This is a genomic window from Solitalea canadensis DSM 3403, from assembly GCF_000242635.2.
Lineage (GTDB): Bacteria > Bacteroidota > Bacteroidia > Sphingobacteriales > Sphingobacteriaceae > Solitalea > Solitalea canadensis.
The window spans coordinates 4,112,032-4,129,910 of record NC_017770.1; the positions used below are offsets into that span (position 1 = coordinate 4,112,032).

Here is a 17,879-nt window from a genome sequence, read left to right on the forward strand (position 1 = left end):
GAAAACCAACGGGAAGTGATAAAATAGTTACGCTGGTCTATGCTGCAGTTTTTACAGGTTCAGCAATAAGTTCATCAATATATTTAGTGAATTCTTTTACAAAGTCGTCATAATGCTTACCGGTCCCAGGTCCACTAAAACCAGTATGTATTTTGCGAACTTCGCCATTCTTATCAATAATAATGGTAGTTGGAAAACCCATAATTTTGTCAAGCATTGGCAAAGCTTCGTTGCGTTGTTTACTATCACTGGTTTTGTTAGTTACTAATAGGTCATACTGAACATCAAATCGATCTTTAAATTTCATGATTGATTTTTTTGAACGTTCAAAATCTGCTGTACGTTCAAATGCTAACCCAACAATTTCCACACCTTTGCCTTTATATTGTTTATAAAAATCTGACAAAAATTTCGTCTCATCCATACAATTCGGACACCAAGAGCCCAAAAGCTGTACAATAACCACTTTGTTTTTAAATTTCTCATCTTTTGAAGAAACAATGTGTTTATTTAAGTTAGGATAAGCAAAATCAAGCTTTTTCTGACCTTCTTTCAATTTGGTTAACGAATAAGCATCAGGCAAAACAGCACTATCGTTTTTAACTGCACACCAGTCTTCTACATGATTTAATCCGGCGTAGAATTTTCCGTTTACAATTTTATCTTCTTCAATTTTCCCTGTAAAAAGATAAGCATGAGTACCGTCGAAACATGATAAATAAAACTCATTATTGGCTACTGTACCTTCGAGAAAACGATAATCACCTGTAGTGGTTAAAAATGTGCCTGTTAACTTGCTCCCTTTCTGAACAAACTCTCCTATTGCGAAACTTGAATCTTTATCTGAAGCAAATGTGGTTGCCCATCTTCCGGTTACATCAGCCTTCGCCTTTATTTTTGATTCAATAAAGCGCCAATAAGTATCAGGCTCAGCAACAAAATTCATTGCGACATCTTTATCAGCAAGATGTTTTACCCAAACACCTTTTATTGCGTCTCCTTCAAAATGCCCCCGAAATTCAGAGTCGAAAAATGGCATTTTAATAAGTACAGAATCCTCCTGAAAAACAATATCATCAACTTTCAAACGCTCATCACCGTTAATAATCTCTATTACAGGTTTTTGATCCTGACTGTTAGTCAATCTAAAATTAAAAGGGATCTCCTTTCCTGATTCAGTATGCAAAGTAGCACGCCAGGTGCCTTCCTGCATTATTGTTGTACCTACACCTTTGCAGCCAGAAAGCAACAAAACTGATATAAGTAAATAAAACAATCTTCTCATTTCAATAAATTAAAATAATTGGCGGTTAAAAAATGTGGTGCAAAACTAACTAACCTGTTAACAAAAATCTTATAAAGTTCAAAAAATTAGCAATTTGCCAAACCGACAAGTTAACAAACTATTTAAACTACCATTTTAGTATAAAAACCATCTTAAAAAGTCAAAAGTTTTAACAATCTGTAACATTCACATTGCCAGAAATAAAAAAGGCGATAAAGATTTCTCTTTTTCGCCTTTCCCATTTATTGATTTGTATATCTGCTTTTCAGCAGTATTTTATTTTAAAACTTCGCGAGCAATAACTATTCGTTGAATTTCGGAAGTTCCTTCATAAATCTGTGTAATTTTTGCATCACGCATCAATCGCTCAACATGGTATTCTTTAACATAACCATAACCACCATGAACTTGAACCGCTTCAACCGTTGTTTTCATTGCTACTTCGGAAGCAAATAATTTAGCCATAGAACTTGCCTGAGCATAAGGCAAATGTTGATCTTTTAACCAAGCGGCTTTTAAGCAGAGTAAACGTGCTGCTTCAATTTGAGTAGCCATATCAGCAAGCTTAAATTGAATTGCTTGATGATCAGCAATTGGCTTTCCGAATGCTTTTCTATCTTTTGCATATTGCAATGCCAGTTCGTAGGCTCCGGATGCAATTCCTAATGCCTGAGAAGCAATGCCTATTCTTCCACCCTCGAGAGTCTTCATTGCGAACTTGAAACCAAATCCATCTTCGCCAATTCTATTAGCCTTTGGAACCTTTACATCTGTAAACATCAAAGAGTGAGTATCAGATCCGCGGATTCCTAACTTATTTTCTTTGGGGCCCACAGTGAAACCAGGCATACCTTTTTCAATAATAAAAGCATTAATTCCTTTATGACCCTTTGCTATATCAGTTTGTGCAATCACTAAATATATTGATGCACTATTTCCATTAGTGATCCAGTTTTTAGTACCATTTAATAAGTAGTGATCACCCATGTCAATTGCAGTTGTGCGCTGAGATGTGGCATCAGAACCGGCTTCCGGCTCAGATAAACAAAACGCACCAATTACCTCACCTTTTGCAAGGGGAACCAGGTACTTTTGCTTTTGTTCTTCAGATCCATACTGTTCTAAACCATAACAAACTAATGAGTTGTTTACTGAAACAACTACCGACGCAGACGCATCAACTTTTGAAAGTTCTTCCATTACCAATACATAAGACATCGCATCTAAACCGCTTCCTCCGTATTTAGGATCAACCATCATCCCCAAAAAGCCCAATTCACCTAATTTTTTTACTTGTTCTGCTGGAAATTTTTGGTGTTCGTCGCGTTCAATTACTCCAGGCTTTAATTCATTCTGCGCAAAATCTCTTGCAGCCTTTTGTATCATCAAATGTTCTTCTGTAAGCTCGAATTGCATATAGCTCGTTTTAGTTTTCTTATTTTAAGGTTAATTGATTGGTTCTCAAATCTAATAGGAAAACAACGTTTATAAAATAAAATCAAAAAAAATATACTATTTTAAAAAACGGTCTACCTTTATTAAAAAGTTATAAAAGAATTAACAATTAGTTTAACAAGTCTTTACTGTATGGAATAACAATGACCTATCTGGATGCCACACATAAAATAAATGTAGTAAGCTGATTTAGGATGTTAGGGTGTCGATTATGCTAAATATAGGAAATAAAAAATGTCCGAAGAACTCCGGACATCTACAAGAAGTTAAGTATTTTAAGTTTTATTGCTGACGGATTTTTTTCTCAATAGCCGAAGTTGAATAACCATCAATATAATTAATGGTTTTTACCTCTCCGCCTCTACCCAATACAACATCAGCACCAACTATCTTATCGATCGTATAGTCGCTTCCTTTAACTAAGACATCAGGCTGAAGAAATTTTATTAATTCAAATGGGGTTTCTTCATCAAAAAGAACTACTGCATCAACAAAACCTATTGCGGCCAATAACATTGCACGTGAATGTTCGTCTTGAATAGGTCTGTTAGGTCCCTTCAAATTTGTTGTTGAAGCATCCGAATTAAGACCAATCACTAAATGATTACCCAAATCTGCAGCCTTCGACAAGTAATCAACATGACCAAGATGTAGCAAATCAAAACAACCATTAGTAAACACAACCTTTTCATTAAGAAACTGCCAGATTGCGATCTTTCTCTTTAGCTCTTCTTTAGTTACTATTTTAGAAGAAATGAAATGATTATTGTCCATATTCAGGTTGTGTTTTTCGGGTATTTGAAGTTAGTAAAAGCCAAACAAAACCCAAAGCTCCAAAAATAACGATCATTAATGTTTGTGTTCCATGAGAAATGGTAGCATAAGCAAGTCCATCTAACTCAGCAATCCCATATAAAATCAGTCCTTTCGAAACAATCCAATGGAATGCGCCTAAACCACCCTGAACCGGCGCTGCCATTCCTAAACTACCTACTGTTAAAACGAAGAGGGCTGTTAATAAAGTAAGATTTGCTGTAGGTTGTAATGCAAAGAACATCGTATAGGTTGAAAGCAAATACAAAACCCATAGTAGCACCGTGAATAATAAGAATTTTCCTTTGCTTTTAAGTTTTGATATGCTCGTTAAACCATGAGAAATACCTTCAAGTAAACCCATAATTTTTTTACCTAGACCAGACTGATAAATACGATCCTTATTTTTCTTGAAAACATATAAGGTTCCTGTTATCCCAACAACTACTAAAATTATTGAAATCACCATCGCGGTAGTATTCGCACTGAGTTTCTCAATAATTCCTTTTAATAAATGATCATAAACAAAGGTACTGATACGATTAAATTGTAATAAAACCGTGAGTACAAGAATTATAATCAAGGATAGTAAGTCAACAACCCGTTCAACAATAACAGTACCGATTAGCTTATCCATAGGAATATTATCTGTTTTAGTTAAAGTACCGCAACGGGTAACTTCTCCTAATCTTGGAAATGCAAGATTTGCCAGATAACCGATCAAAACAGCAATAAAGGTATTGCTATTTTTAGGATGATAGCCCATTGGTTCAATAAGCATGTTCCAACGAATTGCACGTACCAAATGCGCAACCATTGTAACTATTGCAGCTACAGCAACCCAATAGAAATTTGCTGATTTTAACTGTGAGGTTAAACGAGAAAAATCTTGTCCTTTAAATGCAAAATAAAGCATTACTGCTCCTAAAGCTACAAAGACACAAAACTGTATGGCTGATTTTAAACGACTGTTCAAATGAAAGTTATTTAATTAAACGGTTCTGCTGGTCAGGAAAAATAACGTTGGGCTTGTATTTTTTAGCCTCTTCAAAATCCATGGTAGCATAAGAAATAACAATTACAATGTCTCCTACCTGAACTTTACGTGCTGCAGGCCCGTTTAAACAAACAGTACCGGTTCCTCGTTCGCCCTTAATAATGTACGTTTCAAAACGCTCACCATTGTTTATATTAACAATCTGAACTTTTTCATTCTCAATCATGTTTGCTGCATCTAACAAATCTTCGTCGATTGTGATGCTTCCAACATAATGCAACTCCGCCTGGGTTACTTTAACCCGGTGTATTTTAGACTTTAATACTTGAATTAGCATAAGGCTGGCAAAATTAGTAAATGTATTTGGATGAAGAAAGCTAATGAACAATTGTTCAGTGAATAAAAATAAAAATGGCTCCATGTCTGGAGCCATTTTTATTTTTACTATTAATTATCAATTATCTCAAAATTTCAATGTAACCTGCATAGCTTTCTAAATGACCATCTTTATCCTTCACTTTAAGCACATAATAATAAGTACCTTCAGGTAATTGAGATCCATCCCATTGGTTTCGATAATTATTGCATTTATACACCTCATTACCCCAACGGTTATAAATATAAATGGAGTTCTCAAACTGATCGATTCCCGCTATTTCAAACAAATCATTAACATTATCACCATTTGGTGTAAATGTATTTGGAATTGTAAAGCCAAAAATCAATCGTCTGTCAGTTGCAGCATTATTTGTTAAATCCGGGTCATAGTGATCACCCTTAACAGAAGCAATATTGGTTACATATCCTCCTTTTGTTGATCTGACCTTCAACGTAATTGACTCACTTTCATTAACATTTACATCGCCAACATTCCAGTTTATTGTTTTTGTAACCTGATCAAAAGTAAAGTTTCCTTTTGTGCTTGAAGCATTGATAAACTCTAATGTCGAAGGTAGAATATCAACAACCTTTACTCCGGTTTCATCATTAATACCTTTATTATTAACAGTAATCACGTACTCAAACTCTTGATCTTTACGAATATTCTTACCTACAGATACTTTAGTAATCGCAAGATCTGCTTGGATCCTATCGACATTCACAATAACATCCGCAGTTGTACATGCACCTGCAAGATCACAAATTCTAAATGTGAATCGATCCTGACCAAAGAATCCCGGATCAGGAGTATATATTACTCTATAATCAGGAGATATTGTAAACGAACCATTTACAGGCCCACTTACTATAGCCAGTGATGACTTATCAAGGTTATTGTTAGGATCAACAACATGACTGATGACATCAACAATAACGGAAACATTCTCATGTGTATTCACAACGATAGTATTTGCTGTAGGCGGAACATTTGGAGAAGCAGTAACATTTATGATTACTGTAACCACATTGCTATTAACCTTTCCATCATTTGCCATATAGGTAAAGCTGTCGGTTCCAACAAAACCTGCAGCTGGAATGTATGTGAATGAACCATTCGAATTCAATACTACATTTCCGTTTGAAGCATTTGATACCATTATCGCTGTTAATACGTCCGAATTAGCATCCGTATCATTTGACAATACTCCAGGAGCATTAATAACTAACTGGGTATTCTCTATTGTTGAATAAACATCTGCTACTGCAACAGGAGCAACATTACTTGGCACTTTAGGATCGATTCTGAAAGTCACATTCGCAGTAGCTGACAAACCACAAGGATCACTAACCACATAGGAATAAACTTCCGTTCCAGTAAATCCTGCTGCTGGAGTATAAGTAATTACTCCATTAGACTGCATCACCAGTGCTCCTAGGTTACTATTAGGCTGAACCATGTAAGTCAACACAGCACCTTCAGGATCTGAATCATTAACCGCTACTGAACCTGTTATTACATCATCAGCCAAACCAGAGAAATTGTCGTTTACTGCGATTGGAGTTTGGTTGACTACCGTTACAGTAAACGATTCTACATCCGTATTGCCTGCTGCATCCGTTGCGGTATAGGTTACCGTGGTCATACCCAATGGGAAGGTATCCCCTGGGTTGTGGCTCGACGTAACCGTTACCCCGCAGTTATCGCTGGCCGTTGGTGCCGTCCATGTTGCTACCGCATCACAGCTGCCTGCATCGCTTGCTTGAGTGATGTTCGATGGCATGCCGGCCAATACCGGTGCGGTGATATCTTTTATGACTACGTTTTGGGTCTGAGTGGTCGTGTTGCCATTTCCATCGGCAAACGTCCAAGTGATCACACTGCGTGCCTTGGCTGCTATAGGTTAAGGCATCGCCCGTGGTGCCGGTGATCACCCCTGCACAGTTGTCGGTGGTGGTTGGGGCAGTGGCCGTTGCGCTACACTCGCCTGTCACATCCGCCAACACTGGCTGAACCGGTGCGGTGATATCTTTTATGACTACGTTTTGGGTCTGAGTGGTCGTGTTGCCATTTCCATCGGCAAACGTCCAAGTGATCACATGCGTGCCTTGGCTGCTATAGGTTAAGGCATCGCCCGTGGTGCCGGTGATCACCCCTGCACAGTTGTCGGTGGTGGTTGGGGCAGTGGCCGTTGCGCTACACTCGCCTGTCACATCCGCCAACACTGGCTGAACCGGTGCGGTGATATCTTTTATGACTACGTTTTGGGTCTGAGTGGTCGTGTTGCCATTTCCATCGGCAAACGTCCAAGTGATCACATGCGTGCCTTGGCTGCTATAGGTTAAGGCATCGCCCGTGGTGCCGGTGATCACCCCTGCACAGTTGTCGGTGGTGGTTGGGGCAGTGGCCGTTGCGCTACACTCGCCTGTCACATCCGCCAACACTGGCTGAACCGGTGCGGTGATATCTTTTATGACTACGTTTTGGGTCTGAGTGGTCGTGTTGCCATTTCCATCGGCAAACGTCCAAGTGATCACATGCGTGCCTTGGCTGCTATAGGTTAAGGCATCGCCCGTGGTGCCGGTGATCACCCCTGCACAGTTGTCGGTGGTGGTTGGGGCAGTGGCCGTTGCGCTACACTCGCCTGTCACATCCGCCAACACTGGCTGAACCGGTGCGGTGATATCTTTTATGACTACGTTTTGGGTCTGAGTGGTCGTGTTGCCATTTCCATCGGCAAACGTCCAAGTGATCACATGCGTGCCTTGGCTGCTATAGGTTAAGGCATCGCCCGTGGTGCCGGTGATCACCCCTGCACAGTTGTCGGTGGTGGTTGGGGCAGTGGCCGTTGCGCTACACTCGCCTGTCACATCCGCCAACACTGGCTGAACCGGTGCGGTGATATCTTTTATGACTACGTTTTGGGTCTGAGTGGTCGTGTTGCCATTTCCATCGGCAAACGTCCAAGTGATCACATGCGTGCCTTGGCTGCTATAGGTTAAGGCATCGCCCGTGGTGCCGGTGATCACCCCTGCACAGTTGTCGGTGGTGGTTGGGGCAGTGGCCGTTGCGCTACACTCGCCTGTCACATCCGCCAACACTGGCTGAACCGGTGCGGTGATATCTTTTATGACTACGTTTTGGGTCTGAGTGGTCGTGTTGCCATTTCCATCGGCAAACGTCCAAGTGATCACATGCGTGCCTTGGCTGCTATAGGTTAAGGCATCGCCCGTGGTGCCGGTGATCACCCCTGCACAGTTGTCGGTGGTGGTTGGGGCAGTGGCCGTTGCGCTACACTCGCCTGTCACATCCGCCAACACTGGCTGAACCGGTGCGGTGATATCTTTTATGACTACGTTTTGGGTCTGAGTGGTCGTGTTGCCATTTCCATCGGCAAACGTCCAAGTGATCACACTGCGTGCCTTGGCTGCTATAGGTTAAGGCATCGCCCGTGGTGCCGGTGATCACCCCTGCACAGTTGTCGGTGGTGGTTGGGGCAGTGGCCGTTGCGCTACACTCGCCTGTCACATCCGCCAACACTGGCTGAACCGGTGCGGTGATATCTTTTATGACTACGTTTTGGGTCTGAGTGGTCGTGTTGCCATTTCCATCGGCAAAACGTCCAAGTGATCACATGCGTGCCTTGGCTGCTATAGGTTAAGGCATCGCCCGTGGTGCCGGTGATCACCCCTGCACAGTTGTCGGTGGTGGTTGGGGCAGTGGCCGTTGCGCTACACTCGCCTGTCACATCCGCCAACACTGGCTGAACCGGTGCGGTGATATCTTTTATGACTACGTTTTGGGTCTGAGTGGTCGTGTTGCCATTTCCATCGGCAAACGTCCAAGTGATCACATGCGTGCCTTGGCTGCTATAGGTTAAGGCATCGTGCGTGGTGCCGGTGATCACCCCTGCACAGTTGTCGGTGGTGGTTGGGGCAGTGGCCGTTGCGCTACACTCGCCTGTCACATCCGCCAACACTGGCTGAACCGGTGCGGTGATATCTTTTATGACTACGTTTTGGGTCTGAGTGGTCGTGTTGCCATTTCCATCGGCAAACGTCCAAGTGATCACATGCGTGCCTTGGCTGCTATAGGTTAAGGCATCGCCCGTGGTGCCGGTGATCACCCCTGCACAGTTGTCGGTGGTGGTTGGGGCAGTGGCCGTTGCGCTACACTCGCCTGTCACATCCGCCAACACTGGCTGAACCGGTTTCTCATTATCTACTACCGTTACAGTGCTAGAACAATTAACACTATTTCCGGATGCATCAACGGCTGTCCAGGTAATAGTAGTTATTCCTTTTGGTAATATAGCATTTGCTAATGTTGTGTTACTTGGTGCTCCAACAAGATTATGTGTTAAAATAACTCCTGAACAATTATCTGTAGCTGTTGCATCAAGTTCATTACCTAAAACTGTGTAATCACATTTTCCTACGTTTGTGTTTCTGGTTGTATTAGATACACAAGTTATTGTAGGATTAATTTTATCCTCGTAAGGAACTATAATATCTGTTTCTAAAAAACACTTGCCTACTCCGTTATTTGCTTGAATACGGACATGATAAAGACCAGGTAAAATAGGTCTGCCATCCTGAGTAGCATTTAAGGTTGTAGGAGATGAATCGACATAAGTACTTCCATTAGGGAAAGTCCAGGTTGCATTATAAGCGGTAGCTCCTGCAATATGGAGTTCAACTTCTGCGTCTCCTACATTAATACAGCTAGCTTTCTTTTTAACAAATGGAGAACCACTTTGCCATGCTAATAAATCATCATCAAGTGAAGTATATACGGCACTCGAAATTCCAAGCACAATCGGATCTGCTACAGCACTCTTTGCTAATGTAAATGTTAACTGTCCATCATTCTGGCAAAATACATCAGGCTTAATCCCTATCGGAATCTGGATAATTAATGGTGTTGTTGTATAATCTCCCGCAGGGATCGTAATTATAATTGGAGAAGGTACGTTTATAAAAGAGGTTCCATCAAAATATTTATAGTTGCTATTTCTAACAAATCCTGAGCTAGGTGTTTCACTTAACCTAATAGTATAACTTTGTGTTAATACAGCTCCAGACACTGTAATATTAAATGGTTGTACCGGACTAGCTCCTGTTGAAGGTATCAGAACCTCGGTTCCGACACCATGATCTGTTCCTTCCGGATTTTGAGCCGCAGCAACATTAAATCCTACCTCTACTTTATCGTCATCTAATATGGTACCCGTGGCGCTTACTACACCTAAAACGGCGTTTACTGAAGGGGTCGATAATGTTATAGTGAAATTCTCGTTAACTTCAACTAAATAATCTCTATTAATACCTACAGATAACGTTCCTGCCGTTTGACCTGCCGGTATCATAAAAACACCACTCAAAGAGGTTGTAAAGTCCGAATTATCAGTACTTCCATGAGTAATAGTATAATTAACTGTTATATCACAGTTACTACTGCCTCCTGTTGTTGAAATAGGAAAGTTCATAGAAGTAGTACCTGCCCCGGTTCCTTCCGTTACAGAAGCATTTCCAATTGAAACCGTTACAGCTACTGGTTCACCTAAAACAACGACCTTTTTAGGACTTGTTCCAGGTGGACAAACCTGAGCATATAGTGTATTTACTGATAACAGCAACATCATGACAAGGTTTGCCATGATATTTTTTATTATTAGCTTTTGAGTTATGTAGATTTTATTAATCATCATAATTGTGTTTTTATAGAGTAGCGTAATTTTGAGAACGATCTGTCGAGTGAATAGCAAATGCTATTGCAGCTGATTGACCCACATCGCACAAAGGATATAAAGCACTTAGCCATAAGCCTAGTTTATGCTTAATCCGAGTTTTCAATAACAAGATTTCTTCTGCAAAAGGTGTTGCCCCAGGCTTATAACCGCAAAGGGCATTTTTTATAATTATGCCAACGTCCAATATTGAATGGACAGTTACAGAAGATGTTTTATATGTAGCACAAACATTAGTGTTCGCGACAAATATTTTCTCAATTTTTAACGACATAATCTGTACTGAGTTACCTACACCCTTGTTTTCAGTTCTATTATCATTAATAGAACCGATTGTTGTTGTCCTGCTCATAACTTTCATATATAATTTTGAACAACTTAAACTTATGGTAACTGACATGGGAATGCTGTGCATCCATTTGAATCTCTTACAATTACATTATACGTCCCCTTCAACAAATTAGAGAAGGAATATATAGGTGTATTTGTAGGAACTGCCGGAAAATAATTGGCTCCATCGTTAATTGTAAACTGATATGGAGGTTTTCCGCCAGAAACAGTTAGCGTTATCTCTCCATCACTTCCACCTGTACAACTAACATCTTTGGCAACCATGGTAAGTATCATAGTTGGGTATACGGTTACCGAAACTGTTACAGGATTACCTGAACAACCATTCGCAGAAGCAGTAATAGTAAAATCAACCACTTGAACGGAATTAGTTGTGTTAGTTAAAGAACCCGTAATTGAGCTTCCACTTCCTGAAGCTGCAATACCCGAAACTTCAACAGTTTTGTTTCTTGTCCATGTGAATGTTGTGCCTGATATACTATTAGGGTTACTAATAGATATCGCAGAAATAGCATTCCCGTTACACAATGTTTCCTGTGTAAGTGGTGTTGCAGCAACCGTAGGTACTAGATTAATCACAACAGTGGTGGTTGTCACAGTTGTACAACCCGATGATGTGACCGTATAGGATACAGTATAGGTTCCTTGCGTACTTGTTGAAGGTGTGATCTGACCACTCGAACTGTTTAATGTAAGTCCTGCCGGAGCTGAATACGTTCCTCCTGCAGTACCGGTAAGAGTTACAGACTGTGGCACAGAAACACTCATACAGAATGGAGAACCTGCATAAGAAATTGTTGCAGCAGGTGCCGGCGTAATAATTACAGATGTTGTTGCTGTAACTAGTGGACAAGATCCAGTTGCAGCAATAATATAAGTTACAGTATAGGTATTTGGAGTACTCAGTGATGGATTTATATCTCCTGTTACAGAATTAATACTTAAACCTGCAGGAGCTGAATAAGTGCCGCCAGTGGCTCCCGTTTGGGTAACTGTTTGAATTGTTGTGCTGTTAGAACAAAAAGGTGATCCACTATAAGAAATTGCAGCTGTAGGCACACCTGTAATTGATATGGTCAAAACATTACTTTCAAATGAACATCCTCCAGAGGTTGCAACCCGCTTAAAATAAGTTGTTTGAGTAAGAGTTCCTGGAATATATTGTTGTCCTGTAGCTCCTGGGATACTTGCAAATCCAGCAGCAGGACTTGTTACCGAGCTAAACCATTGGAATGAATAGGTCGAGTTATAACCTCCCGAAGGAAAATCCCCTTCAAGCGACCAAGGTGCTACGCTTGTACATCCTGATGACGGACCATTTACAGATATTGTGTTGCTTGTAAATGGATTAGTAGTAATTGTTATTGAATAAACATTACTCATAGAACTACAACCGCCAGAAGTAACGATTCTTCTGAAATATGTTGTTGAAGTAATCGTTCCGGTAGATAAACCTTGTGAATTAGCTCCTCCTATTGTAGTCCATGCACTATTATCAGGTGAACTTTCCCATTGATAATTATATGATCCATTTCCACCAGAAGGAGTTGTTGCTTGTATAAAAGTACTTGCCCCACAATTTTGTGTTATTGGACTATCGGTTATCGAATTATTAGTTATTAAAGGATTTACCGCAATCGTCGCGGTATTTGAATTTGCCGTTGCACAAGATCCGTTCTGAACCACTGCCCTATATAGTGTTGTTGCAGTTATATTGACATAATTTAAAGTTGTTGAGGTATTAGTTATGTTATTCCAACTTCCCCCTCCATTTGTAGAAGACTCCCATCTTACCAAATTACCGGTATGTCCTGATAAAGTTAATGTGCCATTGTTAGCGCCTGTACAAACTGCAGCACTTGTACTTACTGTCCCACCTACTGAAACAGGATCAATGGTAATTGTTGCTGAAGCTGAGTTAGCCTCTGCACAAACTCCACTTTTAACAACAGCTCTATATAAAGTATTAGCAGTTAAGTTCGTATAAGTCTGGCTGGTAGTGGTATTTGCTATTGTATTCCAACTTCCTCCTCCATTTATTGAAGATTCCCATCTTATCACATTTCCTGTATGGCCAGCGAGCGTTAAAGTACCACTATTAGTTCCTGAACATACAATTGTGCTTGTATTGACTGTGCCTCCTACAGAAACTGGGTCGACAGTGATAATTGCGCTACCGTTCATAACCAGATTGCAGGTTGTTGTGGTATTAGTTGCTAAAACAGTGTATGTCCCTCCTACAGCAATATTACCAAAGTTCAAGGCAGCACCAGTTCCAACGATTGCAGCCCCCACATTACTGTTAGCCGCGTCTTTTAATTGATAACTTACTCCGGTTTGTGATCCACTTAGGCTAATTGGGGTACCAGCACCTCCTGAGCATAGTGTTCCTCCTCCTGTAACATTAAATACAGTTGGCAGTGGATTCACCGTAATGTTTATAGTTCTAGAAGTACTTAAACCACAACCATTTGTAGCAGTAACACTTAAAGTACCTGAGGTCGCGGTACCATCAAAGCTAATTAAGGCCGAGCCACGGGTATTTGTAATTGTTGCTCCGGTTCCCCCATAATTCCAGATATAATTCACAGTTGGATCATCAGGTACGATAAAGGCAACATTCGATTGTCCACTGCAAACATTCGCACTTGAAGTAGTAAATGCAGCTGGTTGTGCGGGTAATGGTGTTACATTTATCGCGACCGTCTGTGCAGGGCTAGTACCACAGGTGTTAGTTGCGGTAACACTTAAAGTTCCTGAGGTTGCTGTTGTAGAGAAGCTCAGATTTACAGATGTTCCTGTTCCTGATATTGTAGCACCCGTTCCTGAATAGGTCCAATTGTACGAAGTTGCTCCTGAAACAGCAGGAATAGTATATGTTACATTATTTTGTCCCTGACAAACAGTTGAACTTGATGTTGTAAATGCTCCTGGCTGAGTTGGTAATGAGTTTACAGTTACGTTAACAGTACGTGCTATACTTGTACCACAAGCATTTGAAGCAGTTACACTTAATGTTCCTGAAGTGGCAGAATTCGAATAATCAATGGTAATTGAATTTCCTGTTCCATTGATTGTAGCCCCTGTTCCGCTATAACTCCAAGTGTAGGTTACTCCTGCTACATTCGGCACTGTATAAACAATATTATTAACACCCTGACAAACTGATGCTGTTGAAGTTGCGAATGCTCCTGGTTGAGAAGGAGCGGCTCCTGTGGTAATCACAGCTGAGCCAATCATATTTTCGGAACAACTTGTAGAAGCATTCGTTGCTATTATTGTATAGGTACCTGCGACTGTAAGATTATTAAATGTTAACGCAGATCCTGTTCCAGCAAGTGGAGATCCAGTGTCGGCACCACCAATTCTTAGCTGATAATTTACTCCTGCTTCAGATCCGCTTAGTACCACGTTTACTCCAGCACCTGAACAAGATACGCCTCCGCCCCCAACTGTAAATACAGTTGGTAAAGGATTAACAGTTGCAGTAACTGGAATTCTTGTACTCTCACAATTACCCGTAGCATTATAAATAGCAACATAATAGGTAGCTGTTCCAGCTATTGATGGAGTTGTAAAGTTCGGGCTTGCATTTGTTTGCATTGGTGTATTTGCCGCATCATACCATTTGTAGACTTCTCCGGCTATTGCGCCAGAAGCTGATAAAGCAACTGTTCCGGTTCCGCAACGATTTGCAGCAATTCCAGTTGGAGTTGAAGCTCCAAGCGTTAAATCTACATCATCTGTGTTTGTACATGTACCATTACTTACTGCCCATATTAAAGTGGCTTTACCAACACCTGTTAATGTTACAGTTGCTGTTGGTGAAGTTGTATTTGAAAAGCTTACTGCTGTTACTGTTGCGTCCTTAGATCCTACAGACCAAGAACCTGCTCCTGAAGCAGCCATTGTGAACGTTCCAGAACATTTGCTTTGATCAGGTCCAGCATTTGCTGTTGGTGAGGCACTAACATTTATCGTTCTGTTTCCATTACTACTTGTACAGCCATAGGTATCGGTAAGTCGAATTCCAAATGTTGTTGGTATCGTTGAAAAAGGAATGTCCACAGTAACAGAACTAGTTCCTTGTCCGGAAAGAATTGTCGCAGTGCCAGAAGTGATAGACCAAGTGTAAGTATGTCCTGTCACATTAGTTACTGAATAAGTCTGAGTAGTACCCGAACAAACCGGTGATGCTCCTAATATAGTTGGGGTTGCAGGTGTTACACCTCTACCAACAACAACATCACTAGTAGTAGTTCCACATCCATTTGTCACGGTCCATCGGAACACACTAACTGTACCGTTACTAATGCCTGTAATTGTTGTTGTATTTGAACTTGCTGTAGTAATTGCAGGAGGACTAGGGTCTGTTGTAGATATTCTAGTCCATGCACCAGAGCCTGAACCTGCTGAACTAGCCGCCATTGTAACAGAATTATTAGTCGTACAAATATCAGGGCCTGCATTTGCAGGAATATCAACCCTTATCAAAACGGAAGCAGAATAAGCATAACCGCAGGTCCCTGAACTGACACCACGACGATAATAAGTATTCGCAGTTAAAGTTGGTGGACTGAAGGTAGAACCATTGGCGCCACCAATATCTGTCCAAGTAGAGTTATTAGGAGACGATTGCCATTGGTAAGCAAAAGTTCCATTACCCCCAGTTGGAGCTGTTACCTGTATTAATGTTGCAGGAGCACTTCCTGAACATATAGTTTGTGCAGCTCCAATAGAACCCGCAACTACAGCAGGAGTAATTGTAACTGTTACCACATTCGTATAATCAGTCCAACATCCATTTGTACCAGAGGTTACTCTTCTTTTATATTGAGTTGTTGTAGTAATGTTAGGTGCATCATATGTTGGTAATGTTGCACTTGCAATATCAGTCCATGTGGTACCACCATTTGTTGATGATTGCCATTGATAGTTATAAGAACCTGTTCCTCCTGAAGCTGCTACAGTCTGTGAAAATGCAATTGGATTTCCATTAGCGCAAAAAGACTGATCAGCAGATACCTGACCGCCTACTAACGGCACTACGTTTACTGCCTTAGTTGCTGAAGTTTTTGAATTATTTGCAGGAAGCTTATCAATCTGGACTCCCAAAGAGGAAATACTCGCTGTAATACCTGCAAGTGGACTTGTAGCAGTTGATAAAACAGTAAAACCAACGTATACGTTGGCAGTTGCATTAGTATTTAAAGCTGAAGTTGATAAATCCCAGGTTACTGTATTTGTACCTGAGTTATAAACACCTCCGGGAGTACTTCCTGTTGTTGAATAGGTAGTTCCCGGTGGTAATGCCACTGATACTCTATAACCGGGAGGAGCAGGAAGATCATCTCCGTTATTTCTTATCCCAATCGATGCTACGTAATCATTACAAGCAATTAATGTTGCCGGACTTGCCGGATAGTCTACTGCTGTAACTTCCAGATCAATGTGTTTAATATTGGTAATAATATATGAGACATTATTCAACGGATCCGGATCTGTATAAGATGCGGGAAGATTCTTTAAATATGCGGTGTTCTTTACAGACGTTACAGTACCAAGAACATTAACGGTTCCGTTAATTGTTGCCGTAACACTTGATCCCGCCGGAAAACTTGTAATGTTCACATTCATCTGCGGATTTACAGCTCCACTTGTCAATGAAGCAGTAGCACCACCTGTTGTACTTATAACGATGTTAGATATAGTAATTCCGGAAGGAACTGTATCTCTTATTGCTCCGGAACTGAGTGCAACTAAGGAAGAATTATTTGCAGTAATCGTGTAACTAATTGGATCACCATTATATAACTGAGTTATGGCAGTTTTTGCTATATCCGGGTTGGCGGGTGTTCTTACTATCACGTTTCTCACCTCGTGGATACTGGTTGACCCTCCGGTTGAAGCAGCAAAACCTAGTTTTAGGTTAGCAGGAGGAACCGTTCCAATACTAACATGATTAATAATTGTATTATAAGCTCCTGTTGGAGAAGTTTGAAGAAAAACCGAAACAAAATAATTGGTATAAGTTGCATCCGGCTCAATTAAAACCTTTGCTTTTCTATAGTAAGTTGCATCAGCTGGACGCGTTGTAGTTGCAGTGGTATAGTCTATGCTTGTTCCTGCAAGTGCAGTACCTCCTAATTGAGGGCCGGTACCAGTAATGTAGTTATATCCGGTCGTTCCATTTCCAGGGCCACGGACAGAAATTGCATCGGCAACACCTGTTCCATTAAATCCGCCTGGTTTGGACTCGGTAGAAGCTCCAAAGTTTCCATACTCATCAATACCAACCCCTAAATATCCTCCTGACACTCCAGATTCAGCATTCCTTCTTGAATACCCTAATGCACCACCAGCTGCACCAATAGTAAACGTTGGGGTGGCTGCATCGAATAAAAACACTGAAAACCCATCAGCCCCACTACTGCCATAAACTTTGAATTCAAATTCAAATTCTACTCCTAGCTTAGATGGGAACGATTGATTCATTACCACATAACCTACTTTATTACCAAGATCCGGTGTTAAGCGTAACCATCCTGAACCTGTTGGGTCGATTCCTGGTGCAGTTAAACTTGCATCCCCAAAAATGGTCAGCTTAGTGTTATCATAGGTCGAATTCTTGAAAGGCTCGTTTATGGTTGTAAACTGAGCTAGAGATGTATTGCTTATTGCCACTAACGATAACAAAAAGATAAATGCTTTTTGTATACAACTCTTCTTAATCTTACTTTTTAAGGTAAAAGTTTTACTCATACTTTATCCGTGTACAGGACCGTACTGGCCTGAGCTTTTTATAAAAAAACTGGGTGATTGGAGAGAGTAAATTAAGAAGTATATATTG

Annotated in this window: 10 protein-coding genes; all 10 read right to left on the bottom strand. The window is 40.8% G+C overall.

What is annotated here, in order from left to right; genetic code table 11:
- Positions 1-37: 37 nt before the first annotated feature.
- Positions 38-1,285, bottom strand: coding sequence for a peroxiredoxin family protein (locus SOLCA_RS17095; RefSeq protein ID WP_014681718.1), 1,248 nt, complete (start codon positions 1,283-1,285; stop codon positions 38-40).
- A gap of 276 nt (positions 1,286-1,561) precedes the next feature.
- A complete protein-coding gene (locus SOLCA_RS17100) occupies positions 1,562-2,701 on the bottom strand; it encodes an acyl-CoA dehydrogenase (protein ID WP_014681719.1) in 1,140 nt (379 codons plus the stop codon).
- A gap of 321 nt (positions 2,702-3,022) precedes the next feature.
- The gene (gene rfaE2, locus SOLCA_RS17105) at positions 3,023-3,514 is read right to left on the bottom strand and encodes a D-glycero-beta-D-manno-heptose 1-phosphate adenylyltransferase (RefSeq protein WP_014681720.1); all 492 of its coding nucleotides are present in this window, start codon (positions 3,512-3,514) and stop codon (positions 3,023-3,025) included.
- On the bottom strand, positions 3,504-4,529 hold the full coding sequence (locus SOLCA_RS17110; protein WP_014681721.1) for a lysylphosphatidylglycerol synthase transmembrane domain-containing protein: 1,026 nt from the start codon (positions 4,527-4,529) through the stop codon (positions 3,504-3,506). Before SOLCA_RS17110 ends, rfaE2 begins: the two co-directional genes overlap by 11 nt.
- A 7-nt stretch (positions 4,530-4,536) precedes the next feature.
- A complete protein-coding gene (gene panD / locus SOLCA_RS17115) occupies positions 4,537-4,887 on the bottom strand; it encodes an aspartate 1-decarboxylase (protein ID WP_042481578.1) in 351 nt (116 codons plus the stop codon).
- Between the two features lie 121 nt (positions 4,888-5,008).
- Positions 5,009-6,712: an Ig-like domain-containing protein gene (locus SOLCA_RS22510; protein WP_014681723.1), complete on the bottom strand. Its 1,704-nt coding sequence runs from the start codon at positions 6,710-6,712 to the stop codon at positions 5,009-5,011.
- Positions 6,669-8,342, bottom strand: coding sequence for a hypothetical protein (locus SOLCA_RS23660; RefSeq protein ID WP_014681724.1), 1,674 nt, complete (start codon positions 8,340-8,342; stop codon positions 6,669-6,671). The genes SOLCA_RS22510 and SOLCA_RS23660 overlap by 44 nt, the downstream gene beginning before the upstream one ends.
- A gap of 98 nt (positions 8,343-8,440) precedes the next feature.
- A complete protein-coding gene (locus SOLCA_RS17130; RefSeq protein WP_014681725.1) occupies positions 8,441-10,588 on the bottom strand; it encodes a Calx-beta domain-containing protein in 2,148 nt (715 codons plus the stop codon).
- A gap of 61 nt (positions 10,589-10,649) precedes the next feature.
- Positions 10,650-11,030 (bottom strand): hypothetical protein, encoded by a 381-nt coding sequence (locus SOLCA_RS17135; protein ID WP_157604597.1) that lies wholly within the window; start codon positions 11,028-11,030, stop codon positions 10,650-10,652.
- Between the two features lie 32 nt (positions 11,031-11,062).
- Positions 11,063-17,791 carry an Ig-like domain-containing protein gene (locus SOLCA_RS17140; RefSeq protein ID WP_014681727.1) on the bottom strand — a complete coding sequence of 2,243 codons (6,729 nt, stop codon included), beginning with the start codon at positions 17,789-17,791 and terminating at the stop codon, positions 11,063-11,065.
- Positions 17,792-17,879: the final 88 nt, after the last annotated feature.

Coding starts and splice junctions, on each gene's coding strand:
- SOLCA_RS17095 (WP_014681718.1), bottom strand. CDS start 1,285: ATGAGAAGATTGTTTTATTTACTTATATCAGTTTTGTTGCTTTCTGGC.
- SOLCA_RS17100 (WP_014681719.1), bottom strand. CDS start 2,701: ATGCAATTCGAGCTTACAGAAGAACATTTGATGATACAAAAGGCTGCA.
- rfaE2 (WP_014681720.1), bottom strand. CDS start 3,514: ATGGACAATAATCATTTCATTTCTTCTAAAATAGTAACTAAAGAAGAG.
- panD (WP_042481578.1), bottom strand. CDS start 4,887: ATGCTAATTCAAGTATTAAAGTCTAAAATACACCGGGTTAAAGTAACC.
- SOLCA_RS22510 (WP_014681723.1), bottom strand. CDS start 6,712: ATGCCATCGAACATCACTCAAGCAAGCGATGCAGGCAGCTGTGATGCG.
- SOLCA_RS17130 (WP_014681725.1), bottom strand. CDS start 10,588: ATGGCAAACCTTGTCATGATGTTGCTGTTATCAGTAAATACACTATAT.
- SOLCA_RS17135 (WP_157604597.1), bottom strand. CDS start 11,030: ATGAGCAGGACAACAACAATCGGTTCTATTAATGATAATAGAACTGAA.
- SOLCA_RS17140 (WP_014681727.1), bottom strand. CDS start 17,791: ATGAGTAAAACTTTTACCTTAAAAAGTAAGATTAAGAAGAGTTGTATA.